This window comes from uncultured Holdemanella sp., assembly GCF_934754935.1.
Lineage (GTDB): Bacteria > Bacillota_I > Bacilli_A > Erysipelotrichales > Erysipelotrichaceae > Holdemanella.
On the sequence record NZ_CAKVJB010000009.1, the window covers coordinates 42,584 to 68,812 of the forward strand.

At 34.1% G+C, this 26,229-nt stretch carries 30 protein-coding genes, 1 tRNA gene and 1 riboswitch; of the genes, 3 read left to right on the forward strand and 28 right to left on the reverse strand.

The window, feature by feature from the left end:
- Nucleotides 1-13 precede the first annotated feature (13 nt).
- The 18 genes from Q0E86_RS03710 to rapZ all read right to left on the reverse strand — a co-directional run bounded on the left by Q0E86_RS03710 (nucleotide 14) and on the right by rapZ (nucleotide 14,633).
- On the reverse strand, nucleotides 14-2,116 hold the full coding sequence (locus Q0E86_RS03710; protein WP_295754602.1) for a heavy metal translocating P-type ATPase: 2,103 nt from the start codon (nucleotides 2,114-2,116) through the stop codon (nucleotides 14-16).
- A gap of 1 nt (nucleotide 2,117) precedes the next feature.
- The gene (locus tag Q0E86_RS03715) at nucleotides 2,118-2,345 is read right to left on the reverse strand and encodes a DUF1490 domain-containing protein (RefSeq protein ID WP_295754604.1); all 228 of its coding nucleotides are present in this window, start codon (nucleotides 2,343-2,345) and stop codon (nucleotides 2,118-2,120) included.
- 273 nt (nucleotides 2,346-2,618) lie between these two features.
- Nucleotides 2,619-2,978: a 50S ribosomal protein L20 gene (gene rplT, locus Q0E86_RS03720; protein ID WP_003865814.1), complete on the reverse strand. Its 360-nt coding sequence runs from the start codon at nucleotides 2,976-2,978 to the stop codon at nucleotides 2,619-2,621.
- 18 nt (nucleotides 2,979-2,996) lie between these two features.
- Nucleotides 2,997-3,191, reverse strand: a complete 195-nt coding sequence (gene rpmI, locus Q0E86_RS03725; protein WP_003865815.1) for a 50S ribosomal protein L35 — start codon at nucleotides 3,189-3,191, stop codon at nucleotides 2,997-2,999.
- 13 nt (nucleotides 3,192-3,204) lie between these two features.
- Nucleotides 3,205-3,756, reverse strand: coding sequence for a translation initiation factor IF-3 (gene infC / locus Q0E86_RS03730; protein WP_118010556.1), 552 nt, complete (start codon nucleotides 3,754-3,756; stop codon nucleotides 3,205-3,207).
- Nucleotides 3,757-3,985: 229 nt separating this feature from the next.
- A tRNA-Lys gene (locus Q0E86_RS03735) sits at nucleotides 3,986-4,061 on the reverse strand.
- An 85-nt stretch (nucleotides 4,062-4,146) separates the two neighbouring features.
- Nucleotides 4,147-6,009: a ribosomal protection-like ABC-F family protein gene (abc-f, locus tag Q0E86_RS03740; protein ID WP_295754606.1), complete on the reverse strand. Its 1,863-nt coding sequence runs from the start codon at nucleotides 6,007-6,009 to the stop codon at nucleotides 4,147-4,149.
- Between the two features lie 13 nt (nucleotides 6,010-6,022).
- Nucleotides 6,023-7,309, reverse strand: coding sequence for a hypothetical protein (locus tag Q0E86_RS03745; RefSeq protein ID WP_295754608.1), 1,287 nt, complete (start codon nucleotides 7,307-7,309; stop codon nucleotides 6,023-6,025).
- Nucleotides 7,310-7,366: 57 nt separating this feature from the next.
- Nucleotides 7,367-8,722 (reverse strand): asparagine--tRNA ligase, encoded by a 1,356-nt coding sequence (gene asnS, locus Q0E86_RS03750; RefSeq protein WP_295754610.1) that lies wholly within the window; start codon nucleotides 8,720-8,722, stop codon nucleotides 7,367-7,369.
- Between the two features lie 234 nt (nucleotides 8,723-8,956).
- Complete coding sequence (locus tag Q0E86_RS03755) at nucleotides 8,957-9,592, reverse strand: redox-sensing transcriptional repressor Rex (RefSeq protein ID WP_295754611.1); 636 nt, start codon at nucleotides 9,590-9,592, stop codon at nucleotides 8,957-8,959.
- A gap of 74 nt (nucleotides 9,593-9,666) precedes the next feature.
- Nucleotides 9,667-10,278 carry a hypothetical protein gene (locus Q0E86_RS03760; RefSeq protein WP_295754612.1) on the reverse strand — a complete coding sequence of 204 codons (612 nt, stop codon included), beginning with the start codon at nucleotides 10,276-10,278 and terminating at the stop codon, nucleotides 9,667-9,669.
- Nucleotides 10,271-10,519 carry a TIGR03905 family TSCPD domain-containing protein gene (locus Q0E86_RS03765; protein ID WP_220412586.1) on the reverse strand — a complete coding sequence of 83 codons (249 nt, stop codon included), beginning with the start codon at nucleotides 10,517-10,519 and terminating at the stop codon, nucleotides 10,271-10,273. The genes Q0E86_RS03760 and Q0E86_RS03765 overlap by 8 nt, the downstream gene beginning before the upstream one ends.
- Complete coding sequence (locus tag Q0E86_RS03770; RefSeq protein ID WP_295754613.1) at nucleotides 10,506-11,015, reverse strand: Gx transporter family protein; 510 nt, start codon at nucleotides 11,013-11,015, stop codon at nucleotides 10,506-10,508. Before Q0E86_RS03770 ends, Q0E86_RS03765 begins: the two co-directional genes overlap by 14 nt.
- The gene (locus Q0E86_RS03775; protein ID WP_295754614.1) at nucleotides 11,012-11,368 is read right to left on the reverse strand and encodes a NusG domain II-containing protein; all 357 of its coding nucleotides are present in this window, start codon (nucleotides 11,366-11,368) and stop codon (nucleotides 11,012-11,014) included. The genes Q0E86_RS03770 and Q0E86_RS03775 overlap by 4 nt, the downstream gene beginning before the upstream one ends.
- Nucleotides 11,365-11,886: a hypothetical protein gene (locus Q0E86_RS03780; protein ID WP_295754615.1), complete on the reverse strand. Its 522-nt coding sequence runs from the start codon at nucleotides 11,884-11,886 to the stop codon at nucleotides 11,365-11,367. The genes Q0E86_RS03775 and Q0E86_RS03780 overlap by 4 nt, the downstream gene beginning before the upstream one ends.
- Entirely contained in the window at nucleotides 11,879-12,826 is a 948-nt protein-coding gene (gene whiA / locus Q0E86_RS03785; RefSeq protein WP_295754616.1) for a DNA-binding protein WhiA, read from the reverse strand. Before whiA ends, Q0E86_RS03780 begins: the two co-directional genes overlap by 8 nt.
- Before the next feature lie 2 nt (nucleotides 12,827-12,828).
- Complete coding sequence (yvcK, locus tag Q0E86_RS03790) at nucleotides 12,829-13,776, reverse strand: uridine diphosphate-N-acetylglucosamine-binding protein YvcK (RefSeq protein WP_295754617.1); 948 nt, start codon at nucleotides 13,774-13,776, stop codon at nucleotides 12,829-12,831.
- On the reverse strand, nucleotides 13,773-14,633 hold the full coding sequence (gene rapZ / locus Q0E86_RS03795) for an RNase adapter RapZ (RefSeq protein WP_181979240.1): 861 nt from the start codon (nucleotides 14,631-14,633) through the stop codon (nucleotides 13,773-13,775). The genes yvcK and rapZ overlap by 4 nt, the downstream gene beginning before the upstream one ends.
- An 82-nt stretch (nucleotides 14,634-14,715) precedes the next feature.
- On the opposite strand from rapZ, the gene Q0E86_RS03800 reads away from it, so the two are divergent.
- Together Q0E86_RS03800 and Q0E86_RS03805 are read left to right on the forward strand one after the other, a co-directional pair.
- Entirely contained in the window at nucleotides 14,716-15,237 is a 522-nt protein-coding gene (locus Q0E86_RS03800) for an HAD domain-containing protein (protein ID WP_295754618.1), read from the forward strand.
- Nucleotides 15,234-15,620, forward strand: a complete 387-nt coding sequence (locus Q0E86_RS03805) for a VanZ family protein (protein WP_295754619.1) — start codon at nucleotides 15,234-15,236, stop codon at nucleotides 15,618-15,620. The genes Q0E86_RS03800 and Q0E86_RS03805 overlap by 4 nt, the downstream gene beginning before the upstream one ends.
- 25 nt (nucleotides 15,621-15,645) lie before the next feature.
- On the opposite strand, the gene Q0E86_RS03810 is transcribed toward Q0E86_RS03805, so the two are convergent.
- A complete protein-coding gene (locus Q0E86_RS03810; RefSeq protein ID WP_295754620.1) occupies nucleotides 15,646-16,014 on the reverse strand; it encodes a thioesterase family protein in 369 nt (122 codons plus the stop codon).
- 484 nt (nucleotides 16,015-16,498) lie between these two features.
- Between Q0E86_RS03810 and Q0E86_RS03815 the strand changes: the two genes are divergently transcribed.
- On the forward strand, nucleotides 16,499-17,152 hold the full coding sequence (locus Q0E86_RS03815) for a hypothetical protein (RefSeq protein ID WP_295754621.1): 654 nt from the start codon (nucleotides 16,499-16,501) through the stop codon (nucleotides 17,150-17,152).
- On the opposite strand, the gene Q0E86_RS03820 is transcribed toward Q0E86_RS03815, so the two are convergent.
- The 9 genes from Q0E86_RS03820 to Q0E86_RS03860 form a co-directional block, all read right to left on the reverse strand.
- Nucleotides 17,149-18,543, reverse strand: a complete 1,395-nt coding sequence (locus tag Q0E86_RS03820; RefSeq protein WP_295754622.1) for a cell wall metabolism sensor histidine kinase WalK — start codon at nucleotides 18,541-18,543, stop codon at nucleotides 17,149-17,151. The genes Q0E86_RS03815 and Q0E86_RS03820 overlap by 4 nt on opposite strands.
- Nucleotides 18,536-19,222, reverse strand: a complete 687-nt coding sequence (locus Q0E86_RS03825; protein ID WP_295754623.1) for a response regulator transcription factor — start codon at nucleotides 19,220-19,222, stop codon at nucleotides 18,536-18,538. Before Q0E86_RS03825 ends, Q0E86_RS03820 begins: the two co-directional genes overlap by 8 nt.
- Before the next feature lie 87 nt (nucleotides 19,223-19,309).
- The gene (gene gpmI, locus Q0E86_RS03830; protein WP_295754624.1) at nucleotides 19,310-20,848 is read right to left on the reverse strand and encodes a 2,3-bisphosphoglycerate-independent phosphoglycerate mutase; all 1,539 of its coding nucleotides are present in this window, start codon (nucleotides 20,846-20,848) and stop codon (nucleotides 19,310-19,312) included.
- A 103-nt stretch (nucleotides 20,849-20,951) separates the two neighbouring features.
- On the reverse strand, nucleotides 20,952-21,689 hold the full coding sequence (locus Q0E86_RS03835) for an amino acid ABC transporter ATP-binding protein (RefSeq protein WP_288519281.1): 738 nt from the start codon (nucleotides 21,687-21,689) through the stop codon (nucleotides 20,952-20,954).
- 11 nt (nucleotides 21,690-21,700) lie between these two features.
- A complete protein-coding gene (locus Q0E86_RS03840; RefSeq protein ID WP_295754626.1) occupies nucleotides 21,701-22,423 on the reverse strand; it encodes an amino acid ABC transporter permease in 723 nt (240 codons plus the stop codon).
- 2 nt (nucleotides 22,424-22,425) lie between these two features.
- Entirely contained in the window at nucleotides 22,426-23,253 is an 828-nt protein-coding gene (locus Q0E86_RS03845) for a transporter substrate-binding domain-containing protein (protein ID WP_295754628.1), read from the reverse strand.
- Between the two features lie 82 nt (nucleotides 23,254-23,335).
- A riboswitch (Lysine riboswitch) is annotated at nucleotides 23,336-23,502 on the reverse strand.
- Nucleotides 23,503-23,788: 286 nt separating this feature from the next.
- Nucleotides 23,789-24,436 carry a pyroglutamyl-peptidase I gene (gene pcp, locus Q0E86_RS03850; RefSeq protein ID WP_295754630.1) on the reverse strand — a complete coding sequence of 216 codons (648 nt, stop codon included), beginning with the start codon at nucleotides 24,434-24,436 and terminating at the stop codon, nucleotides 23,789-23,791.
- A gap of 14 nt (nucleotides 24,437-24,450) precedes the next feature.
- The gene (locus tag Q0E86_RS03855; RefSeq protein ID WP_295754631.1) at nucleotides 24,451-25,404 is read right to left on the reverse strand and encodes a DUF979 domain-containing protein; all 954 of its coding nucleotides are present in this window, start codon (nucleotides 25,402-25,404) and stop codon (nucleotides 24,451-24,453) included.
- Nucleotides 25,404-26,075 (reverse strand): 5-oxoproline transporter, DUF969 family subunit, encoded by a 672-nt coding sequence (locus Q0E86_RS03860; RefSeq protein WP_295754633.1) that lies wholly within the window; start codon nucleotides 26,073-26,075, stop codon nucleotides 25,404-25,406. Before Q0E86_RS03860 ends, Q0E86_RS03855 begins: the two co-directional genes overlap by 1 nt.
- Nucleotides 26,076-26,229 lie beyond the last annotated feature (154 nt).

Here is a 26,229-nt window from a genome sequence, read left to right on the forward strand (position 1 = left end):
AATCCAGTTTTTATTATAAGTAATTACGCGTACTCGATGCTGCTAGCGCAAAAGTACTTCCATTATGTAATAAGCTTGTAGTGTTTGGACTCATCAAACCTAAAGCACCTAATCCAATTAAACTTGAATTAAAGGCTACAATAAAACGATAATTCGCATGAATTCGATCAAACACATTCATCGCAAGTTTTCTAAGAATCACAAGCTCATTTAAATTGCTTGAAACAAGTGTTACGTCTGCAAGTTCTCGAGCTAAATCGGAGCTATCCTGCATTGAAATAGAAACATCTGCCGTTGATAGAGCTGGCGTATCATTGATACCATCTCCAACCATAATGACAATATGACCTTGGTCTTTCAACATTTGAATATAAGCTGCCTTATCTTCTGGTAAAACCGATGAGCGATAATCATCTAAATCTAATTCATGAGCCACGGCTTTAGCCGCATTATCACAATCCCCTGTCAACATGACAACTTTCGTAATTCCTAATGTTTTTAAATTACGAATAACTTGTTTAGCCTCATCCTTAATAGGATCATAGATACTGATAATTCCAGCCACTTCATTATCGATCGCAAGATAGATTATAGATCCTGCTCCTTCGCTTTCAAGAGAATGAATTACATTATCCATATCATCCGTCTTTTCAATACCTTCATCTTCAAATATGAAATGATCACTACCAATAATGGCACGCTTACCATATAAACTTGTCGCAATACCATGTGCAATAATATATTCAACCTTGGCATGTTCTTCTTCATGTATCAAGCCTTCTTCTTTAGCTTGATTTACAATCGCATTGGCCACGCTATGAGGAAAATGCTCTTCAAGACAAGCTGCAATCCTTAATACTTCATCACGCGTATACCCGTTTAAAGGAACAACTTTCTTTACGGTTGGATTGGCATTTGTCAAAGTACCCGTCTTATCAAAGACAATCACATCCGCATCTTTGATTGCCTCTAAATACTTACCACCTTTTACTAAAACATTTCGTTTACTAGCTTCAAGCATTGCACTAATAACCGCAATGGAAGTCGATAATCGAATGGCACAAGAATAGTCCACCATCAATACGGATGTTGCGCGTGTTACATTTCTTGTTAGAGCCAAAACACCAAAGAAACCTAAAAAGCTAAATGGAACAATAGAATCTGCCAAATGCTCAGCCTTAGCTTGAATACTTGCCTTTAATGATTCATTTGTATCAATCATCTTAACAATATTACTAATACGACTTTCATCTTGTAAATTACGAACACGAATAAACAGTTTTCCTTCTTCAATTAAAGTCCCCGCAAATACCGTGTCATTTTTCTCTACATGTTTAGAAAGAGGCTCCCCAGTAAAACTTGATTCATTGATCATTGCTTCTCCATCCACGACTTCTCCATCGATTGGAATCATAGAACCCATTTGTGAGATGACTACATCCCCTTTTTGAAGTTTAGACATGGCAATCTCTTGTTCTACACCATCTTCTAAAATCCACACTTTATCAAATTGAATCGATAAACTATTGGATAATTCAAGTTTTGTTTTCTTACGTGTGTAATCTTCTAACAAATCAGAAATATTTAGTAACATCATGATGTTACCAGCAATTGTATAATTTTTTTGAATCAAACTCACACCAATACTTGTGGCATCCAATAAAGGAACATTGACCTTGCATTGTAAAAGTGAATTTAAACCTTCTTTAAGAAAATGAATCGACTTATAGATTGTAATCGCATTACCAAGTCCCACTGGTAAAAACCATTTAATGAAATAACGTTTACCAATAATCTTAAAGAACCGATTCATATATTCTCGATTCATCGCAATAGCTTCTGGTGATTGTGAATGAACTACAATCGAAGAAGTATCTGCATTTTGAAGATATTGTATGTCTAATGCATGTAGTTTACTCAGCAACACATCCTTTTGGGCTTTGTCATACATCATCAAAACACTACCCGTAACACTATTGACTTCAACCTCTTCCATCATAGGCCATGCATAAAGATCCTTTTTTAAAACTTCGCCCTGAACACTAGAAAACTTATTCTTTCCATAGCGAATTCTCATTCGTCCAGGAATGTCATGGGCAATAGTAAAACTACTCATTTTATTCGCCTTCGTTTTGAACTTTGGCTTCTTCTAATAAATCCTTTGCATCTTCCTTAATTGTTTCATACTTATAAGTTGTATCCGACTTAAATTTCATACCACCAGCTAAACCTTTAACGGCTAAATCATGTGCTGTGTCACTTTTTAGGAATTTAGATCCTGCCAATGCAGTAGCTGCACCACCAATAAATGTCCACATTGTTTTATTTTTCCATCCGTCTTTCATAATATATATCCTCCTTAGAACTATGAATGAAAGTTAGAATTAGTTAATTCTAACTTATAGTTAGTATAGTCTTACTCAGAAGATTTGTAAATAAAAAAAAGGACATTTAAAAAAATGTCCGAAGTTTATGAAATCTAATAAATTATTAAACAAGTGAAAAGAGCGATCTCATAATTGCATTTAGTGTTAGTTAGTTTCATCTAACTAACTAATTTATACCCTATAATCTTTATTTTGTCAACAAGAAAAAAAAACTGTCTTACGACAGTTTCATTATGCATTTAAAGCTGCTTTTGCTTCTTCGCAAAGTTTAGTGAAGCCTTCAGCATCGTGAATAGCCATTTCACTTAACATTTTACGGTTGATCGCAATATTAGCTAATTTTAATCCGTGCATTAAACGAGAGTATGATAAGTCATTCATACGTGCAGCTGCATTAATACGTGTAATCCAGATTTTACGCATGTTTCCTTTTAACTTACGACGATCGTTGTATGCATATCTGAATGAATGCATTACCTGCTCATTTGCAGTTTTGTATAATGTATGTTTTGATCCAAAGTATCCTTTGGCAAGTTTCAACACTTTTTTTCTACGAGCGCGTGAAACTGTTCCACCTTTAACTCTTGCCATTCTTTATATCCTCCTTAATTACTTAACTAACATTTCCTTAATACGTTTGTAATCTGTAGCATGTACAGTACCTGGTTTAGCTAAGTGACGACGTTGTTTCTTAGTCTTTCCATGGAAACGGTGAGATGTATAAGCGTGAGATCTCTTTAATTTTCCAGAACCTGTCTTTTTTACACGTTTTGCTAATCCTCTATGACTCTTCATTTTAGGCATAGTCTAGTCCTCCTTACTTCTTTTTAGGTGCCAACACAGTTGACATCGTATTACCTTCCATTGAAGGTTTCTTTTCAACGACAGCTACTTCAGACATAGCTTCGATGAAGTCATTCATGATCTTACGACCAACTTCCAAGCGAGTGATCAAACGACCACGGAATCGCATATCAATCTTTACTTTCATACCCGCTTCGATCCATTTTGACGTCTGACGAACTTTTGTTTCAAAATCGTGTGTATCGATAATCGGTGATAAACGTAAAGATTTAACTTCAACAACATGTTGTTTACGTTTCGCTTCTTTAGCTTTTTTCTGTTGTTCGAAATGATAGCGACCATAGTCTAAAACTTTACACACAGCCGGACGCGCTTTGGGTGCAACACACAACAAATCTAAATTTTGTTTGTATGCAATGTCCAATGCTTCTTTTTTTGACATAACTCCCAATTGTTCTCCATCCGCATTGATGACAAGAACTTCTCTAAACGGAATCTTTTCGTTAAACAAATCATCGTTTACATTATTTGGGGCAACTTTTCTGTTATTGATATTCGACACCATCCTTTTTTAATTTTCACAAAAAGAAAATGGGTGCATTCCACACCCATCACTCTTTTAAACGAATTCAAACTGAATTGGCCGTGAACCTATGTCCCTCTAGACATCAGGTGAGAAGGGGTGCTTCTATCTTTCCATTTCTTTTACTTATTGATAATACCACACAGACTTGGTTTATTCAATATCTTTTTTCAAAAAAATAAAGCCGAACAAATCGACTTATACACATAAATGGTGGACTCTTGGGGATTCGAACCCCAGACCCACTGATTAAGAGTCAGTTGCTCTGCCAGCTGAGCTAAGAGTCCATTTATCAGTGCCCATATATATTACCACAACATATTTTTGAACGCAACACTTTTTTTAAAAAAATAAGGATGCCAAACGACACCCCTATTCCATCATAGCCATTTTCTCTTCCCATTCCTTCATTAAGGCTGCTATTTCATTATGCTTATCATCGATTTTCGCATCCAATTCTTCCATCTTACGATAATCTTGATAATACTCTGGCTCATACCTTAATTCTCGCATAGCCTCTAAATCTTGTTCCGCCTCATCTAATAAAACTTCAAGTTTCGCAACACGATTTTTAATAGCCTTTAAATCTGTGAAAGATACAGTTTGTGGCTTTACCTCTTTTTCAACCTTTACTACCGATTCAATCAATTCATTATTTGCCTTTTTATCCAAATATTCTTCATAATTCAAATCATAAACTTTACTAACTGAATCCATCTCTAATACACGCGTAGCCATTTTCTTTAAAAACATACGGTCATGCGACACAAATAGAATCGTTCCATCATACTTTTCCAATGCCGATTCTAACGCTTCTTTAGCTGGTATATCCAAATGGTTGGTTGGCTCATCCAAAAGTAAGACGTTATCATGTTCTAACATCAGTTTTGCAAGAGCTAAACGCACTCTTTCTCCACCCGACAAATCATTGACTTCTTTAAACACTTCATCCTGTGTAAATAAAAAGCTTGCCAACGTATTACGAATCTGTGTTTGCGTTGCATCTGGATCCATATCCCATAATTCATCCAATACATTCTTGTTGGACTTCATCTGAGCACTTTCCTGATTAAAATATCCCACATCGATTTGATGTCCAAATTTAAAGCTTCCCGATATACTTGGAAGTTCTTTGACTAAAGTCTTGATCAAAGTTGATTTACCAATACCATTCGGTCCAACAATAGCCATGCGTTGTCCTTGTAACAATTGAAAGGAAACTTTTGACAACACTGTATCATATCCAACACTCAAATCTTCAACTTCAAGAACTTGCTTACCACCTTTTCTTGCACAAGTAAACACTGCCTTCATTTGACTTGTATCCGAAGAACTATCTTCAATTTTATCCATTCGATCTAAATACTTCTGTTTACTTTTCGCAAAAGCAGCTTTGTTCTTTTTATATCTGAACTTCTCAATTAAATCCTCTAAACGATGAATTTCCTGTTGCTGACGAACATACGCCTCATGATTCTTTTTTAAATATTCTTCTTTTGCCTTCAAATAATGCGAATAATCTCCCACATATCTTTGCGTCTTACCAAATTCGATTTCTACAATTTCATCCACCACATGATCTAAGAACATACGATCATGGCTGACCAAAACAACCGCAAAAGGATAATGCTTCACATAGTTTTCAAGCCATTCTATAGCTGCAATATCCAAATGGTTTGTAGGTTCATCCAACAATAATATATCTGGCTTCGTTAATAATAATTTAACTAAGGCAATTCTCGTTTTTTGTCCCGAACTAAATTCACATAACTTTTTATTTAAATCTTTTTCATCAAATTGAAAATGAAAAAATACATTCTTTAGTTCCACCTCATATTGATATCCATTTAAAGCTTCAAAACGAGTCTGCAACATATCATATTTCGCTAATTGTTTTTCACTTGAATCTGTTTTTAAAACTTCCGCTTGCTCATTTAATTGCTTCTCTAATTCACGAACCTTATCAAAAGCCGTTAAAAGCTCTTCATAAACCGTTTTTTCCTCATCCACAAAAGTAATCTGAGCTAAATAACCAATATTCGTTCCATTCAATACCATACGTGAGCCAGAATCGTAATTTTCCTGTCCACAAATTATTTTCATCAACGTCGTTTTACCACAACCATTACGTCCAACTAGAGCAATCTTTTCATTATCACGCACTTGAAAATTTGCACCAGCCAAAACCGTTTTGGCACCAAAAGACTTTTGAATATTACTCAATTGTAATTTCATACTTATATCACCCTTAAATTTCAAAATATCTAACAATACTCTTAACAAGTATTTTAGCTATCGCATCCGCATTTTCATTAAAATACGTTACACTTTGTGAGTTCATTGCACTCGCATATGAAAAATATAAACCATACATTCCGTATGCATCTTTGTAGTCTGCATTTCTAAACTCATCTCCATATACACCCGCATAAGTGGCTCTTCCACCTGTTTCTCGTAATTGAGGATAGAGTTCATAATCTAACACTTTTCCATCATCACTTTCTGCATAAGAATCATATAAAACACCATTTTCCTGTGTAGTATTCGTTCTTGCTTCATATAAAGTTAAATCATTTTGTTCCATAAAATATGAAACCGTATTGGCAAGTCCACTATTCGTATAAGGACTTGTTAACATGTATGGAGCATATACATTTTCATCTAAACTAGCACCTAAAGCTAAATATAGTTTTGCCTTTGTCTTATAAGCACGCGCCGGACGACCATCCACTCCATAATAGCCTGGAGTTTCATTTTCCTTACGCAAGATCTTTACTTTTAAGCCTTTCTTTTCCAGTTCTTTTTTGACTTTCTTGGCAAATTTCAAAGAAGAACTCGCCTCATCTAAAATAGATGTACTTGCACCAACATCAACCGTATTTGAAAAATAATTCATCGCATTACCACATGGATCAATAACCACATCATAAATATCTTCATTTGGTTCTTGATTTGTCACAATAATAAACGCATAATTCTTCTTAAATTGAATTCCATATTCTTTCAATGCATTTTTATCCGCTATAAAAGATACCGTAGTCACTTTTTCATCCCGGCGCATCGTTGTAACTGTCTTTGCCTTAAAAGCATCCTTGAAATAGATTCGCTCCTTTTCAAAATGATTATACGTATATAATTCATAGATTCCTTCTTTTAAAGCCCCTAAATCAATACCTGAATCCACACTTCCGTTAAAAGTAAAACTCGTTGTCGAATCCGTCATGACATTTTTTAATACAATGTTGTTGCCTTGCATCTTATCAGCATCTGTTGATCCATATTTACTTTTATACAAAGATAACGTTTCTCCATAAACCACATAATCCTTTAATAGATATGTACCTTCAAAATTTTTTTCTACCTTTTTGTGTAATTTATCCACATCCACACCATTCAAGTAAGACTGGGATGACTTATCTGCTTGTTTCGGCTTTGAAACATATAAAAAAACACAAACGATTGCGATCGCAATCGCAACTATTCCGATAATCATTGCGCTTAAATTTTTCTTATTTATTACTCTTGTTTTTTTCATACCCCTTATTTATATCACACAAGAAAACAGGTATCAACGAGATACCTGTTTAATTCACTAGAAAATTAAATTTCTTGGTGTACGAGGATATGGCTGTACATCACGAATGTTAGCTACACCACTTAAATACATTAACATACGATCAAATCCTAAACCAAATCCAGAGTGTTTACATCCACCGAAGCGACGTAAATCTAAATACCATTGCAGAGTTTCTTGTTCCATTCCCATTTCTTTCATACGATCTACTAGCACATCATAACGCTCTTCACGTTGTGATCCACCAACTAATTCTCCAACATATGGAACTAACAAGTCACATGCTGCAACTGTTTTGTTGTCATCATTTATACGCATATAGAAAGCTTTGATATCTTTTGGATAATCCGTTAAGAACACTGGACCATTTACTACTTTTTCACAAATATAACGTTCATGCTCACTCTGTAGATCCATCCCCCAGAAAATGTCTTGGTTTTCAAATTGATCTTTCGCTTTTTCTAAATATTCGATTGCCTTTGTATATGTCATTCTTTCAAAACTAGAATTAGCCACATGCGTTACACGCTTAATACATTCTTTATCAATCATAGACGCAAAGAATTCCATTTCTTCTTTAGCATGTTCTAAACAATAATTGATGCAATATTTGATCATTTCTTCAATACAATCCATGTTGTCAGCTAAATCTGCAAATGCAAGTTCCGGTTCAATCATCCAGAATTCAGAAGCATGACGAGTTGTATTTGAATTTTCTGCACGGAAAGTAGGACCAAATGTATAAACATTACGATATGCTAGGGCAAAAGGTTCAACATGCAATTGTCCAGATACTGTTAATTGTGCATGTTTTCCAAAGAAATCCTTATCATATTTTGCATCCTCACGAGTTGTAACTGTAAAACATTCTCCAGCACCTTCAGCATCATTACCAGTGATTTCTGGTGTATGTACATAAACAAATCCACGATCCTGGAAGAATGTGTGAATAGCCATACTTAATACACTTCTTAATCTAAACATCGCATAATAAGTGTTTGCACGAGGACGTACATGAGGAATTTCACGCATAAATTCGAAACTGTGACGTTTCTTTTGTAAAGGATAATCGTGATCGCATAATCCTAAAACGCTAATATTTTCAGCTTGAATTTCAAATGGCTGTTTTGCATCTGGAGTACAAACTAATTTACCTGTCACTTCCATTGCAGATCCAGTTGTAATTTTAGATACTTCATCAAAATTTGCTAAGCCTTCACCATATACAACTTGAACATTTGAAAAAGTTGTTCCATCATTCAACGCAATGAATCCAACTGCCTTTGAATTACGATTTGTACGAACCCAACCCTGCAAAGTAACACTTTGTCCATCGTACTGTTCAAAAGTTTCTTTTAATTTTTTTACTAACATAGTTTCTCCCTTCAAAATAAAAAAACGTCCCTTAATAATTAAGGAACGATTATAACCGCGGTACCATCCTGTTTCATCACACGTATGTATGCACTCAATTGGAATTTAACGCATTCCACACGTGACTGTCTACTTCATTTCTCCAGTCCGACTCCACAGGTGTTATCTATCCAAACTTGCATTATCCATTTTCACCGACTAGGACTCTCTTTACATGTTTGTTTTGGACGACTTCTATTTCTGCGTCTTTGTTTCTAATGAATTTGTAATAAATACCAATTCTTGTATAGATGATACCACATCAATACTTTTAATGACAACCCCTTTTGGAACCAAAAAATGCTGATGCGTAAAATCTACTATACCACTGATTCCACACTGAACCAATTTATCCACCGTTTCTTGTACATCGTGTGAAATCGTTAAAATAGCAATACGACATCCTTCTGGAATCTTATTATCCAATTCTGACATTGGGTAAACTTCAACACCAAATTGAGTTCCACATTTTGCCGGATCCACATCAAAGGCACATGCAATTTCGCCAACTACATAATTCCACTTATTATAATTCATTAATGCACGTCCTAAGTTACCAGCACCTACTAATATAATTTTTTCATCAAAATCAACACCAAGCTGACTATTAAATATTTCAATCAACTTATCCACATCATATCCATAGCCTTGCTTTCCAAGGTTACCTAAGAATGAAAAATCACGTCGAATCGTTGTTGGTTCAATATCAACAAAACTAGATAATTCTTTAGACATGATTCTTTCAACGCCATTTTTCTGTAGCTTACGTAAAGCTTTTAAATATACTGGGTATCTTTGTAAAGTTGCTTTGGGCACATTTCTATTCTGCATTTTTTATCACCCCATGCCATAATAATAGCACATTTGTGATATATTTAACAAGATAGCTTGTGAAAAAAAGTCGATTACTCGACTTTTGAAAAAACACCTTGATCTACTTGTAAAAATACTGAATCTATATCTTGTGAAAGCGTTTGAATACGTAAATCATAAAAATGTGGAACACCCTTTTGTTTAGCATAGACAAGTGCGACGATCCATACAAGCAAAAGAAGTATGAATGCCACCTTAAAAGGAATGTGGAATAAAAGCACAAATAATATCAGTAATAAGACATATGCAAGCGTATCCAACAAGATGAATCTTTGAAATATATTCTTCAATGTATTCTGATAATAATTTCTTTTCCTTGATAAAAATGCTTTCGTAATACTATCAAGCCCTTCACTAAACTCCATCTTAATGTCTTCTGTTTGTGCTTCCGTATGTTCTTTTAAAAACAAGATTTGTTGCATCCTCAAAAGACAAAACAACATTCCCTGTTTATTTTCCTCTTTCGAAAACTTCTTATAATACAATTCCGCCAACTTTAAATAATCATTGTCTGAAATTGATTTAGAAATCATGCTTTGTGCAATAATATCCAGGCGCTCGCTTAGAACATCCGAAAATACAAGAATATTATTTTGTGCACGACGCTCAATTTCTTTTAAAGCCCCTAAGAAATGATCAGCCACGATATGCCTTTAGTGCACACGCAATTTGATCTGGACATGAAGTTGGTTTATTACCACAAGTTACACCTGTCAATGTATCAATAACTTCGTCTACACTTCTTCCCTTCAATAAACAACCAATACCTTTTAAGTTACCATTGCATCCTCCAATGGCTTCAAAGCTTTGAATAATGCCATCTTCAATTTCAAAATTGAATTGACGACTACAAACACCTTTTGGTGTATAACTATATTTTTCCATAAAAACCTCCATGAATTCGGCTTAACACCTTTTTACATACTACTGCAATTAATATACCACTCACAATGGATAATGCCAAAAGAATCGGCAAAAAAAGCTGCATAAAATACTGTTGATAGATCCAAGTAATCGCAATCACTTGTCCTATATTATGAAAACTAGCTCCAAGTATACTGACTCCATATATAGAAAACACTTTACTTTTATACGCAATAATCATCGCAATACAAGCTAAAATCCCACCACTTAACGATAGATAGAATGAAACCGAAAATAATGTTCCTTGCATCAAGCTTGATAAAAAAATTCGAAGCAACGAAACATAAGCCAACGATTTTTCATCATATAAATAAAGTGCAAACAACCCTGAAATATTCGCAAGCCCAATTTTATATCCTGGAACAATCATGAAGATACCAACAAAACTTTCCAACAGCTGCAATAAGATGCCCACCGCAACTAGAAAAGCTAAAATCACACTTTTTTTCACATTCATTGTATCACCGTATCCTGACTGGCTTCTTTTTCGATTTTTACCACCGTTTCATTTGGCAAACATACAATCGGAACATTGGCATCCGAAACAAATCCTTGTTTTGAACAATAATGATGCGGACTCTTTTCTTGAGTTACACGAACCTTTTTTTGTTTCACTTCAATATGCACTTTACCAATCTTTCCATCCACTACATACGATTTATCTTTTGATAAGTCGATACGTAACACCTGTTTTTCTTTCACATAGACACTCGCATAGCTGTTCGCATTTTTACTAAAAAACAAGGGAACACAAAGAAAAACAGATAAAACCATAATGCATACAATCAATATTTTATCGGCTTTTCTCATTGTACAACCACACTTACATTTTTTGTGACTGCATTGCCAAAACGATCACTGATCTTCAATTGAACATCTTGTGTAGATGCAGCTGATGTATCCACATTCGCTTCAAAAGTCACACCGGATAGATCTGTCGCATGGAAGTATGAATTCCAATCAATATTTTGACCAACACTTACAGTGATTTGACTGACTTCACTTGCACAAACAGGTGGTGTTGTATCTTTTACCTTGATCACAAACGGATACTCTTTATTCCCATCTTGAATCGCAAAATCATATTCTCCAACCACAAGATAATCCATACCCGATGTCATAAAACGATTATTTTTTTTATCTACACCAACGCTTTTTGAAACAACTTTTAATCGATTTGATCGAGAAGTATCTTTTAAATACAAAGTTGGATTGGCATAAATATCTTTACCAAGTTCAATCGTAAACATTTGTTTTTTTAATTGAACCCCCATTGAACATGCACACAATAAGAAAGATAAACCTACAATTCCTATTTTCTTAAGCATCCAACTCCTCCTTGAGATCTTTAGCCATCTGCTTCACCTTAGCCAAACGATGTTTCATGCCTGACTTTGAAATATCTTCACCAAATTCATTTTTACATTCTAAACACAATTCATTCAAATTCGCTTCCGGATACATTTTTCGAATTTGCATCGCATGCATGATTTTTTCTGGAATCACAATTTTTTTTGCGTTATTCTCCAAAAATTCAATCGCCTCTAATTGTGATTTTGCCGCTTTCAAACTCTTCACTTCATTTGCCACTTCACAATTGTCTAAACGCGTAATTTGATTATAGAAATCCCTTTGTATTCTAGAATCTTCAAATTCAAACAACGCATTGGAAGCATTACACAAACGTAAAAAATCAGCAATCTTATCTCCAGCCTTTATATATACGACATATACACTTTTTCTTTCAATTACTTTTGCAGGTAAATAAAAACGCTGCATCAATTTTTGAACACTCAATGCCAAATCCTTTTCCTGACTTGACATCTCTAAATGATAATTACTCGACTTAGGTGAATTGATACTGCCACTAGCCAAAAAACATCCCTGAAGATAGGCTCTTGCCATCTTTTCTGAACGTACCATTTTCACACTTGGCGTATATCGTAAACCTGAATCTGTCAAAATCTGAAGGTCTTCCAAAATTTCCTGTGCCTTATCAAAAACTTGAATGCGATATATATTATTTTTCTTTAACTGCATTTTTTTCAATACAGAAAGACGCGGATCTACGTCATATAATGTTTTCATAATTTGAAATACATGTTTGGCAATCGTTGCATTTTCAGTCTGAAAAGATAAATACATACCTTGCCAGTTCATATGTAAACTTGCTCGCATCTGAAAAAGGGCACATAATTGTGCCTTCATCATTTGAGCATCGATTTCTTCTTTACAAATTTCCTTTTTGATTTCGCTAGTAAAGGACAAGTCTATACCCCCTTGATTAGTTCCTCAACAACTTGTTTAACCGCCATTGGATTATGACGAATACGTCCTTTTGAATCCAAGGCCAACAAATCTCTTTGTATAATAGCATAGTCCGTTGCCTCATTTCCAATACAAATTGGATAACTCTTTTGTAAAGCATACATATCCAATACTTCCTTCGGTAACTTTGATTGATTCACAACAACTAAATCCACTGGATGTTTAAACGAATGCTTTTCAATGGCACGAATATGATCTTGCACAGTATACCCATCCGTTTCTCCAGGTTGTGACATCGCATTACAAAAATAAATCTTTTTACAAGGATTCTTTTCAATTGCTTTTGAAATATCGGAAATAATCAAGTTTGGCATAATTGAAGTATATAAAGATCCAATTCCATATATAATTAGATCCGCATTTTCGATTGCTTCAATAGCCGGCTTGTAAGCTTGTACATCTGTTTGATAAAATACATGATCAATACTATTGTATACAGTCGGAATATTTTTTTCACCACGAACCAAAGTTCCATCTTTCATCATGGCATACAAAGTGACAACATCTAGTGTACTTGGCAAAATATTTCCTTTCACATTTAAAACTCTTGAAATAGATTCAATAGCCCCCATAAAAGAACCAGTCGTATTGATCATAGCTAAAAAAATCAAATTTCCTAGATTGTGCCCACCAATATCTTTACTACCTTCAAAACGATAATTTAATAAATCTGAAAAGAAACCTTCATCTTCTTCATCGGCCATCGCACATAAAACATGACGAATATCCCCAACTGCAGGTACATTGTAAATGTCACGGATTCTTCCTGTACTACCACCATCATCTGCAACAGTAACAATAGCAGTCAAATCCACATCTTCCAATCGCTTCATGCCTTTCAACATGCTTGATAGACCTGTACCTCCACCAATCACAACTATCTTTTTCATTCTTCATCCACTCCAATGTCACGATGTGATTTAAAACAACGATATGTATCTTTATACGTATCATATAACCAGTTACAAATAGAAACCGAACGATGTTGTCCACCTGTACAACCTATCGCAACAATCATATGTGATTTATTTTGTTTCTCATATTGATTAAATACAAAATCACAATAATTCTTTAGATGAACAATAAATTCCTGTGTCTCGGTTTTATCCATAACATAATCATAAACTTCTTTTTGATTTCCCGTCTTTTCCCTCAACAAAGGATCATAGAATGGATTAGGCAAGAAACGAACGTCAATAACCATATCTGCATCTAATGGCACTCCATGCTTAAATCCAAAAGACTGAAATGTCACAGTAAATACACTTCGTTTGGCACTTTTAAAACGATGTAAAACACGACTTGCCAAAGCTGAAGTACTTAATTTTGTCGTATCAATATGAATAGTATTCTGCGAATTTTCTTGTAGATGATCCAAGAAATCACGTTCAACTTCAATCGCATCCTCTAATGTTGTAGCTAAATGATTTACAATCATTGGGTGTTGCCTTCTTGTAAAGCGATAGCGCAACAACAATTCTTCATCACTACAATCCAAAAATAAAATTTGTAGTTCTCTATTTATATTCTCAAAATAACTGACGAAAGCTTGATAATCTATAGCACTCACACTTAATGCCACATTTTTATAGTGCGTTTCATCTTTTCTTAATAATTCTTCTAAATTATCTAGTAATTCCTTAGGAAAATTATCCATACAATAATACCCTAAATCTTCCAAGGCATTCATTGCGCTTGATTTTCCAGCTCCCGACATTCCTGTCACAAGAACAATTTTATTTTCCATAATCCCACATCCTTTTTTTAAATTATACCAACAATTGAACTTGAGTACAATTTTGACTATCATATTAACAGGAGGACCACTTATGAAACCCTGTATATTTTTAGATATTGATGGTGTCATCAATCCAAACCAAAAAAAAACCACATATCATTTTGATTATAGCCTACCAAATAATCTGGCCAAGAAATTAAATCATCCCAAAATTGCAAATTTAAATGTATATTTAGTCAATCAAGTCTATTCTTGTTTTTCAAAAGAAAGTATCGCTTATTTGAAACAATTAATTGAAAAATATAATGCGCAAATTATCATCACAAGCTCTTGGAGAATTGTATACTCTCTTGATCAGCTACAAACTATGTTTGATATCTTTGACTTAGGAAAGTACATAAAGGCAACTACACCTTTAATTTCACCACGAACAAAAGCCATTCAAGAATTTATAAATGAACATAACATCACAAGCTATATCATCTTAGATGATTTTGACATGTCCAATGTTTTTGATTATCATTTTATCTATGTTCGCAATTATTTTAATGAACAAGACTATAAAAAAGCGGATTACGCTTTATTTATTCAACAAAAGGAGTTATCGAATTGAAAAAACACATCTTTACTATTCTTACAATCTGTAACATGATGCTCATATTTTACTTTTCAAATCAAAATGCTGAGCAATCCACACAAACAAGTGCCTGGTTTTTACAATTTTTACCTTTTTCAATGCACTTTATTCGTAAACTAGCCCATTTTTCAATCTATGCCTTACTTGGCTTTAACACACTCTACATGTATAAAAACTACAATGTTAAACACTACGCACTCTTTGCCCTGATGACTTGTATTCTTTATGCATGCAGCGATGAATGGCATCAGTCTTTTGTTTCTGGAAGAAGTCCACAAATCACAGATATTTGTATAGATACATGTGGTGCTTTAAGTATGATTCTTTTAAATCTTTCAATACTAAGAAAAAAGCGGTAGAGCATAAAAACTACCGCATTCTTTATTATTTCTTATATGTTTTATCCATAAACTTTTGTGCATCTACCACAAAACGACTATGAACACCTTTTCCAATTGATTTTCCATCTTGAAAAGCCTGCACTTCATAATCAATTTTGCGACCATCCACATTAACCATTTTAGCTTCAATTGTGATTGTTGCACCTAAGGGACTAGCCATATCGTGTGATACATTCATAGAAATGCCTACACTTGTTTTGCCTTCTTCTAAATCAAGACATAAACAAGCTGCTTCTTCCATCCACGCAATCATTTGTGGTGTAGCCAAGACATCCAATGAACCACTTTTCATGACAGACGCCAAATTTTGTTGTTCAACAACACGTTGAATTCGAATTGTTTTTAATTCCATGTTCATTATCCTCCCTTTGATATTTTATTCCATTGTTAAAATATTGACAATGAATTTCATTCCTATGCTAAAATAATATAAGAAATGGATATTCATTTCTAAATAGAAAGTAGGTCGTTATATGTATTCGAAACAGGAACAAAACCTAATCCTCTATCAAAAAGCTAAACAAAAAATAACTATACATTTGATTCTTTATTTTATCCTATTATGTATATACTTTTTTTTAATGGCATATTTATTTTCTAACATCGAATTTTTAAAAGTTGATGATTCTTCTTTTCACTCCATGTTAATAAAACTAAGCGCTGGACAATTAATATTATATGGCATCACCTTTGTTCTTCTTTCTTTAGGCAACAAATGGTTTCGCATCCTTTATTGGATCGATTTAGTTATCACACTATTATTGATTTATTTTCCAATACATTTACTATTATCCAATTTAAAGAGTATCCTTCCATTCTTTATTCTTATCGCTTGTATGCTCGTAAAAACAATTGCACTAAGCCAAATTGGTGGATATTTAAAGAATGATCGTTGGTGTAAGATTTATTATGATCACACCATTGAATTAGATGATGAAGATGATGATTGGGTTGAAAAACAAACGAAAAATGTAGACTACAATAAAATCAAAGAAAAATACGCAAAAGAAATGGAACAAGATGAACAAGACGATGAAGATGAATATGAAACAGAAAAAGCACCTATGACTTTACCTCAATTATCCGTTCGTTTAGGTATTATCATTTATGGTGAATTAATTTTATTCCCTATCTTGATTCAAATCTTTTCAAATCTATTCGAAAGCATGGATATGCAGAAAGTATTTGCGACAAAAGATATCTTTGTACTCTGTATCTTTACCGCATTCATATGGACCATTCCATTATTCTATATGTATTACAACCAAAAAGCTACAAAGAAAATCATCGCTTGCTGCATGATTGGTGAACTCATCCGCATTCTAGTTTATTTGCCTAGCTTTATGAAATATTACAATTCTCATGAATATTCCATTCGTGTATTTATATTCTTTATTTTGATTGACATCATTCGTTTACTCATTTTATTCACGTTCGCAATTCATGTTCTAAAATCCGAACAAGAATATGCACCAAGCCCCAGAGACTAACTCTCTGGGGTTTCTTTTACGACAATAGGTAATTCAATTGTTATTTTAGTTCCTACATCTTCTTTTGAAGTTAAATGAATATCTCCTTTATAATAATAGACAACATGCTTTACTATTGATAATCCAAGACCTGTTCCAGGTATCGTTTTGGAACGTTGTTTATCTACACGATAAAAGCGTTGAAAAATTCGATTTTGGTCTTTATTTGGAATTCCAATACCCGTATCCTCTACACTAAAATACATATTGTTTTGATTCTTTTTCAGCTCAATATCTATGCGTCCATTCACCTTATTATATTTGATCGAATTCGAAATCACATTATAAAAGATTCCTTTAATATGATCCATACTCGCAAATACTGTAAATTCTGTCGCATTCACATAAACTTTTAGGTCCATTTTCTCAATCTGTGGTTTTAAAGTTTCTACAACGGAATCTAATAACTTCTTTACTTGAATATGCGAATATGTCACTTGCATTTCTTCGGTTTCTAATTTAGAAATCGTTAAAATATCATTGATCAACTGTGTCATATGATCACTTTCTTTTAAGACACAATCCAAACACGTATCAATTTGATTACTATCTTGAATCGTATGTGAACGAATCAATTCCGTATATCCACGAATTGAAGTCAATGGTGTTTTCAACTCATGACTCGCATTACTAAAAAATTCCTGGCGAACCTTTTTTTCTTTTTCCAATCTTTCCAAATACTTTTTATTTTCTTTCGACATATTTGTCAGGGCATTTGTGATTTTATATAGTTCTGGATAATTATATGTATTAAAAGTTAAAACATCTTCTGAAATGTTTGTTGAATTAATTGTATTTGTGATATCTTGAAATGGTTCAACAATTTCATCCGCCATTTTTTTAGATAAGATAAATACAACCATAAACGATACACATATACTAAAAATAAATGGAGCCAATAAAATTGAAATAGATTGACTCAATCCATCAAAAGGCATAGCTAAACGAACAATTGTCTGATTATCTTCTTCATAATCGGCCACATATAAATAAGATCGCTGCATCGTATTTGAATGACGAATACATGTACCAGTACCTTCTTCTAAAGCTTGTTTAACTTCTTCACGTTGTAAATGCTTTTCACTGATTTTATTTTTGTAGTTATCATATAAAACCTTACCATTTCGCTTAATAATTGTGATACGAATATCTTCCGATTTAAACGTATCCCCTAAACGAGTCGTATTTAAATCATCGATTTCTAGATTTTTTATAAGCTTCACTGTATTCATTAAATACTGTCGATCTTGTGAAATGGATGCTTTGTATAAACTTACATAAAGTAAACCAAAGCCAAGAAGAAAGGTGATCAAAAATGTAATCAAGAAGGAGCGAACAATTTTCTTATGCATCATTATCTCCAGCAACCAAACGATAGCCAACTTGTCTTACGGATTGAATCCAATGTGCATATTCAATACCTAGTTTTTTTCGTAATGAATTAATATGCACATCTAACGTTCTACTTTCACCAATAAAATCATATCCCCAAATTTGGTTGATCAACTCTTCACGAGAAACGGCTCTACCTTCATTTTTAGCTAAATATTTAAGAAGTTCAAATTCTTTATATGTTAATTCAACAGGCTCTTCATGAATCGTTACAATTCGTTTATCCAAATCAATACATAATCCGTGAATTTGAATCAAACGCTCATCCTTTTTACTTCTTCTTAGTAAAGATCGAATGCGGGCTGCAAGTTCTAAAACGCTAAATGGTTTTGTCAAATAGTCATCAGCCCCTAGATCTAATCCCATGATTTTATCTAATTCTTTATCTTTTGCGCTTAATATAATAACTGGTAAATCTTTTAAGGATGCTTTCGAACGAATGAACTTTAAGATATCATACCCATTCATGCCTGGAAGCATTAAATCTAGAATGGCTAAATCGACTTTATTGTCTTGAAGATAATCATATGCATCTTTTCCATTTTCAAAATCAACTAACTCATAATTAAAACTAGCCAATGTTAATTTCAATAATTGGCGAATATTTTCATCATCTTCTACAATTAAAACTCTTTCCATATCATCAACCTCTTTTTTGTCATTTTATCATGAATGCAAGTAAAAAAGGAGTAAAGTTTATTTAACATTACTCCTTAAAAGTCAGATTTATTTTTTTAAAGATGGGTTCCAGTGTTCGTTTGGTTCTAATCCTAAGAAATCACAAACTGTAGCTGCAACATTTGACAATCCTAGATCTTCGCCTTCTTTTAATTCACATTCTGCATTATATACAATGAATGGAACTGGTGCTAATGTATGGCTAGTCTTACTTTCATCATCCGCATTACCGTGGTCTGCAGTTACTAATAAAATACCATTTACTTTATTTACAGATTCAATAACACGTGCAAGTTCTAAGTCTACAGATTCAACACCGATAATAGTTGCTGGTAAACTTCCAGTGTGTCCTACCATGTCACCATTTGGATAGTTTGTACGAATGAAATCATAGTTTCCACTTTCGATTGCTTCACACAATTTATCAGTGATTTCAGCAGCCTTCATCCAAGGTCTTTGTTCAAATGGAACTACATCACTTGGAATCTCAACATAAGTTTCTAAAGACTCATCAAATTTTTCTGAACGGTTACCATTCCAGAAATAAGTAACGTGTCCGTATTTTTGAGTTTCACTGATTGCATATTCACGAATTCCATGTTTACACAATTCTTCAGTTAATGTGTATTTGATTTTTGGTGGTTCAGTCAAATAGTTCTTTGGAATTTGTAAGTCTGCATCATATTGTAACATACCTGCAAATTTTACATTTGGAACTTTAACACGATCAAATTTATCAAATGAAGCATCTCCATCAAATGCTAAAGAGATTTCTTGAGCACGGTCACCACGGAAGTTGAATAATACTACGCTATCACCATCATCGATCGTACCTACTGGAGTACCATCTTTTGCGACAACAAATCCTGGAAGATCTTGGTCAACAACGTTTAATTCTTTACGATACGTTTCAATAGCTTCTGTAGTTGAAGCAAATTGTCTTCCTTCACCCATTACGTGAATTTTCCATCCACGTTCAACCATAGACCAGTCAGCTTCATAACGGTCCATTGTGATTTGCATACGTCCACCACCACTAGCAATGCATGCGTGGAAGTTGTCATCATTTAATTCTGCCATAAATGATTCAATATCATTTACATATTCTAAAGCTGAAGTTGCAGGAACATCACGTCCATCAAGTAATGCATGAACACGAACTTCTTTAATACCTTCATTTTTAGCTTCTTTGATCAAAGCCTTTAAGTGAGAAATATTAGAGTGTACGTTTCCATCACTTAAAAGACCGATGAAATGCATTTTGCTGTCTTTTGCATTTTCAGCTAAATCCTTCCAAGTTTTAGAATTGAAGATTTCTTTAGACTCAATATTTTCGTTAACTAATTTAGCTCCTTGAGAATAAATTTGTCCACAACCTAAAGCGTTGTGTCCAACTTCTGAGTTACCCATATCTGAATCTGTAGGAAGTCCTACTGCAAGTCCATGAGCACGAAGTTGTGTATGTGGACATTCTGCCCACAATTTATCAAGTGTTGGTTTGTTGGCTAATGCAACCGCATTGTTCTTCTTGTCTTCACGAATACCAATACCGTCCATAACAACCAATATTACTGGTCTTTTTTCCATTGTATTTTTCCTCCATTAATCGATAATAATATAACACTAACTAGGCCTTTTTTCAATGAACTCGTCTCAACAAATGAAATTTTTCACAAAAAGAAAAAGCCGATTAACGGCTTTGATAACGAGATAAAAATTGTTGTGTTCTTTCCTGTTGAGGATGCTCGAACAATTGTTCAGGCGTACCTTGTTCTGCAATGACACCTTTATCCATGAAAATAACACGATCACTAACTTCTCTGGCAAACTGCATTTCATGTGTCACAATTACCATTGTCAATCCTTCATTGGCTAGCTTTTTCATAACATCCAAAACATCCCCAACCATTTCTGGGTCTAGTGCACTAGTTGGCTCATCAAATAGTAACACTTCAGGATCCATGCACAAGGCACGCGCAATCGCAACACGCTGTTTTTGACCACCAGAAAGTTTAGTACTTGGCTTATCGGCAAACTCTTTCATTCCAACTTCATCTAAGAATTTTAAGGCTGTAGCTTTTGCCTCTTCTTTCGATTTCTTTAAGACACGAATCTGACCTAACATACAATTTTCCAATACAGTCAAATTGTTGAATAAGTTAAAACTTTGAAACACCATTCCAACCTTAGAACGATATTCATTCACATCCATTTGACCACTTAGAATGTCTTTACCATGATATAAAACATGGCCTCCATCCATTCTCTCTAATAAGTTTACACATCTTAACATTGTACTCTTACCAGATCCACTCGATCCAATAATAGTAACCACTTCTCCTTTATGAATATCGAAATCCACATCGTTCAATACTTTAAGATTTCCAAAATGTTTCTGGAGATGTTGAATTTGAATAATTGTTTCCATAATCGCTCCTCCTAACTACAGAAATCTTTCATGCTGCTTTCGCTATCCATTCTTTTTTCAAGATAATTCAATAAGAAAGAAGCAAGTGTTGTTAAAATTAAATACAAAATAGCTGAAACCAAGAATGTTTCCATAACACGATAGTTACTTCCTGCAACGGATGTTGTCTGGAAATATAGTTCCGTTACCGTAATAACATTCAACATTGAACTATCCTTAATATTTACAATCAATTGATTTCCAATTGAAGGAAATGAATTTTTAATAGCTTGTGGAAATACAACATACATCAAAGTCTGCATCGTTGTCATACCCAAAGACATAGCAGCTTCATTTTGGCCTTTATCCACAGACTGAATTCCCGAACGAATAATTTCAGCCATATAAGCACCCGTATTAATTGAGATAATAATTAAACCGGCTGTAATCGGATTCCATCCAATCACAGGTTTTCCTGCATAGTAGATAAACATGGCTTGAACCATCATTGGTGTACCTCTAAAGATCCAAATGTACAATCCTGTAATAATTCTTCCAATGTTCTTTAAAATTTTAATAGCTGTTGAATCATATTCATTGATTTCAATCGCACGAATGCCGCCGACTAATAAGCCGACGACAAATCCTGCAAACGTACCAACGAATGCGAACAACAAGGTCATCTCAATTCCATATTGGAAAAGAGGGATGTTATGAACAAATATGTTCCAAGTCTTCGCAATATCAATACGCATAATTAATCCTCTGTTGGTTGGTGTTCTACTGCATATTCCATCATTTCTTCACGTTCTTCATCTGTAATGCTATCTAATGCTTTTTGAACTTTTTTGAAGAATTCAGAATCACGAGAACCTTCTTTTAATGCGATTGAAACAGTTGTATCACAATCAAATCCATGTCCATCTGCAAATTGAACGATTGTTAAGTCTGGGTTAGCTTCTACTACACCTTTCGCAACTGCCATTTCTGCAGTAATTCCATCCACTTCATTTTGTTTTAAAGCCAAAATCATTTCAGGATAAGTAGCCTTTGGTGTTACGTGATTTACACCTTTAATTTGATCAATTACATCATCATAGTTTGTTGCTTTTTGACCAACAATATTTTTACCTGTAAATTGTTGAATATCTGTATATCCAGCTTCTTCACTATCTTTACGAACAATCATGATCATTCCCTTTGAATCATAATATGGTGTTGTAAAGTCAGCTCCTTCTTCACGTTTTTTATCCTTAGTCATACCAGCGATGATCGCATCGATTTCATCGTTCTCTAAAGCTGGAATCAAACCATCCCATGCCGTTTTCTTAATGACTAATTTCTTTCCTAATTTTTTTGCAATCTTTTTAGCTACTTGCACATCATATCCATCCGCATAACCAGCTTTACCTAATTTTACAGAAGTATCTGTTTTTTCAGATGTTTGCCAGTTAAATGGAGCATATCCACATTCCATTCCTACGACAAATGTGTCCTTATCTTCAGATGTTGTTGTGTTTGATGCACATCCTGTTAGCGCAAAAGTGCATACCATGGCAGCTGCCATTAATTTTTTAAAGTTCATATTTCTTTTTCTCCTTCTCTAATCGGCAAAGAATAGAAAAAAGCTATGCGGCATACCACATAGCTAAAAAATATCTCATTAACTATAAGATAACGCCTCTTCCTGACGAAGGAGTGTTATAAGTATTCCTTATAACCCCAAGAAATAAAATTGCCATTTCATTTCTTTCGGCATTGGTTACCTTTCAAACACTTCACAGTCTGCCAACTCCATGTTTTACTCTGATGCAATGCTGCCTCTATCTTTACTCGATTCACTTTATAGTGCTTATTATACTCGGCATATACATAGTGTCAAGAAAGAAATCGCAAATTTTCATAAAATTGTAAATATTTTCACAGTTTCTTTAAGCTTCTTTTAAGTTTTTAGAACTATTCTATATACAGAAATAAACAGTAATCAACCCAATACATATAACCCTTTCCTAATAAAAAAACTGTTTATTTCATATATTCCTATTTCTTTGGTGAGTCACAATAATAGACTCACCCCTTTTTTTTACCCAAGAAAAAAAGAAAAGCTATAAAAGCTTTCCTTAATGCGTTTCGCCAGAAACCACTTTAATATCTGTATCACTCTCTAACATAGCTTCTACAGATAGTTCAATGGCTTTGGCAATATCTTTTAAATTCATTCCAGGCGTTCCTGCTGGCTGATTCACTGTTTGTTCAGTTGCATAAGGCACATGCATAAAGCCACCTTTTACATCTTTAAATTCTGTATGACAATAATGCAATACAGAATACATCACGTCGTTACAAACATAAGTACCCGCTGTATAGCTTACGCTTGCAGGAATTCCATTTTCTTTCATCTTTTCAACCATTCTAAATACAGGAAGCATTGTAAAGTAAGCTTCAGGGCCATTTTCTACAACACTTGTCTGCAAAGGCTGATTGCCTTCATTATCGGCAATTCTAGCATTTCGAAAGTTAATACCCACCCATTCAGGTGTGACTTGACTTCTTCCGCCAGCTTGGCCAATACATAATACGTAATCTGGTTGATTCTCTTGAATTGCTTCATAAACTGCATCCGGTCCCTTTTGAAATACCGTAGGAATTTCTTTCTTAAGAATTTTTGCTCCATTAATTTCATCCGGTAATAGTTTAACGGCTTCATAAGCCGGATTGATTTTTTCTCCTCCAAAAGGATCAAAACCTGTAATCAATACTTTTTTCATATTTTATCACTCTCCTATGACATCATAATCATCATGACAATTTGTACCACTAACATAACCACCGCAACAAGCACTTGTTTTTTGATGACACCATTTTTGTCTTTCATCTCTAGAATTGCGACTGGAACCATATTAAAGTTTGCGGCCATCGGTGTACATAGTGTACCACAATATCCACAAGTTAATGCTAAAGATCCAATTATAACTGGATCTGCTCCATATTTAAGTACAAATGGTGCCCCAATACCAACTGTCATTACGGTAATTGCCGCAAAGGCATTTCCCATAATCATGGTAAATACGGCCATACCTATCGCATAAACAATAATTCCAATTGTAACATTGCCTGCAGGAATAATATTCGATACTAAACCAGAAATAACATCTCCAACACCTGCAGTTGTAAAAACAGCCCCTAAAGCAGCAAGCAACATTGGAAGCATACTTAATGGACCAACCACATCCATCATTCTTCGACAATCTTTTAAGAAGACACTAGGCGTATTTGCCTTTGAATAGATACGCAAAATGATCATAGCTACAAAAACACCAACAGTCATACCAACTAGTGGAGAAATCTTAGTAAAGAATGCAGCTAACAACGCAAATAAACCAATACAAACAGCTGGAACGAATACTTTTGAACCAATCTTCTTATTGTTTTGTTCCATTTCTTCAAGAGTAGGTTCGGGCTCATTGCCAGGTGAAACTTTCTTTAGAATTGGAGGCAATACCAAGATAATCAACAAGATACCATCAACCAAGGCTGGTAACCATTTGCCTAGCACAAACATAAGTCCTAGATCAAACCAGAAAATAAATGAACCAACACTATTTTTATTTTCTTTATCTTTTAGATTTTTAAAGGCAACATACATAGAAATCAACCCAATTAGACAATACATGACTTCTAATAGTTTATCTGAAAGTGTAACATCCACACTAGTATAGAATTGAATTGGATTCATTATTTAGTCTCCTTTCTAGATAGTTGTTTATCTTTAAGGTAGTAATATACGATTGCGACAGCTACCGCAATAATTGCCACTGGAATCTGTACTTTCATTAAATCGACTAATTCAACATCATATCCTAACTCAGCTAATGTAGATTGCACTAAAATCATTCCACTTGTTCCTACAAATAAAACTTGTCCAAAGAACCATGCGATATTTTCCATACCACTTGCCATTCCTTTTAAGTTTTCTTCATACTTTTCACTCATCTTTTTACCATTTTTCTTAGCTGCAGCCGTTGCCATAGGCAAGACAATAGGACGAACAAATCCGGCAACGCCACCAAAGCTTACATTAAATGCCGCAAAGACTAGACGGAATACACCATAAATCGCAAGAACAACACCAGCTGATGCATTTTTGAATTTCTTCATTAAATTAGCAGCTGCCTGTTTTAAACCATTTCTTTCTAATGTTCCCGTAACAACCATGACCATCACAAACACGCACATACTGCGGTTAGCGACAAAACTAGATCCAAGCGTTTCCAAGAAAGTCACTGGATTCATTCCTGCAACAAGTGCAGTCACAATAGCGGCAATCATAATAATCAAAATCGAATCCAATTTTAATACAAATCCGATTACGACAATTAGAATGCCTAACAATTTCAATAATTCCATAATCTTTCATTCTCTCTTTCATATTTCTTACAGAAATTTACATCCGAAATTATACCATATTCATCAAAAAAAATAAAAAAAGCATGTAAAATTTCTTTTACATAGCTTAATTGCGGTCTATTTAGCTTGTTTCTTGACTACTCAGGAAAAATAT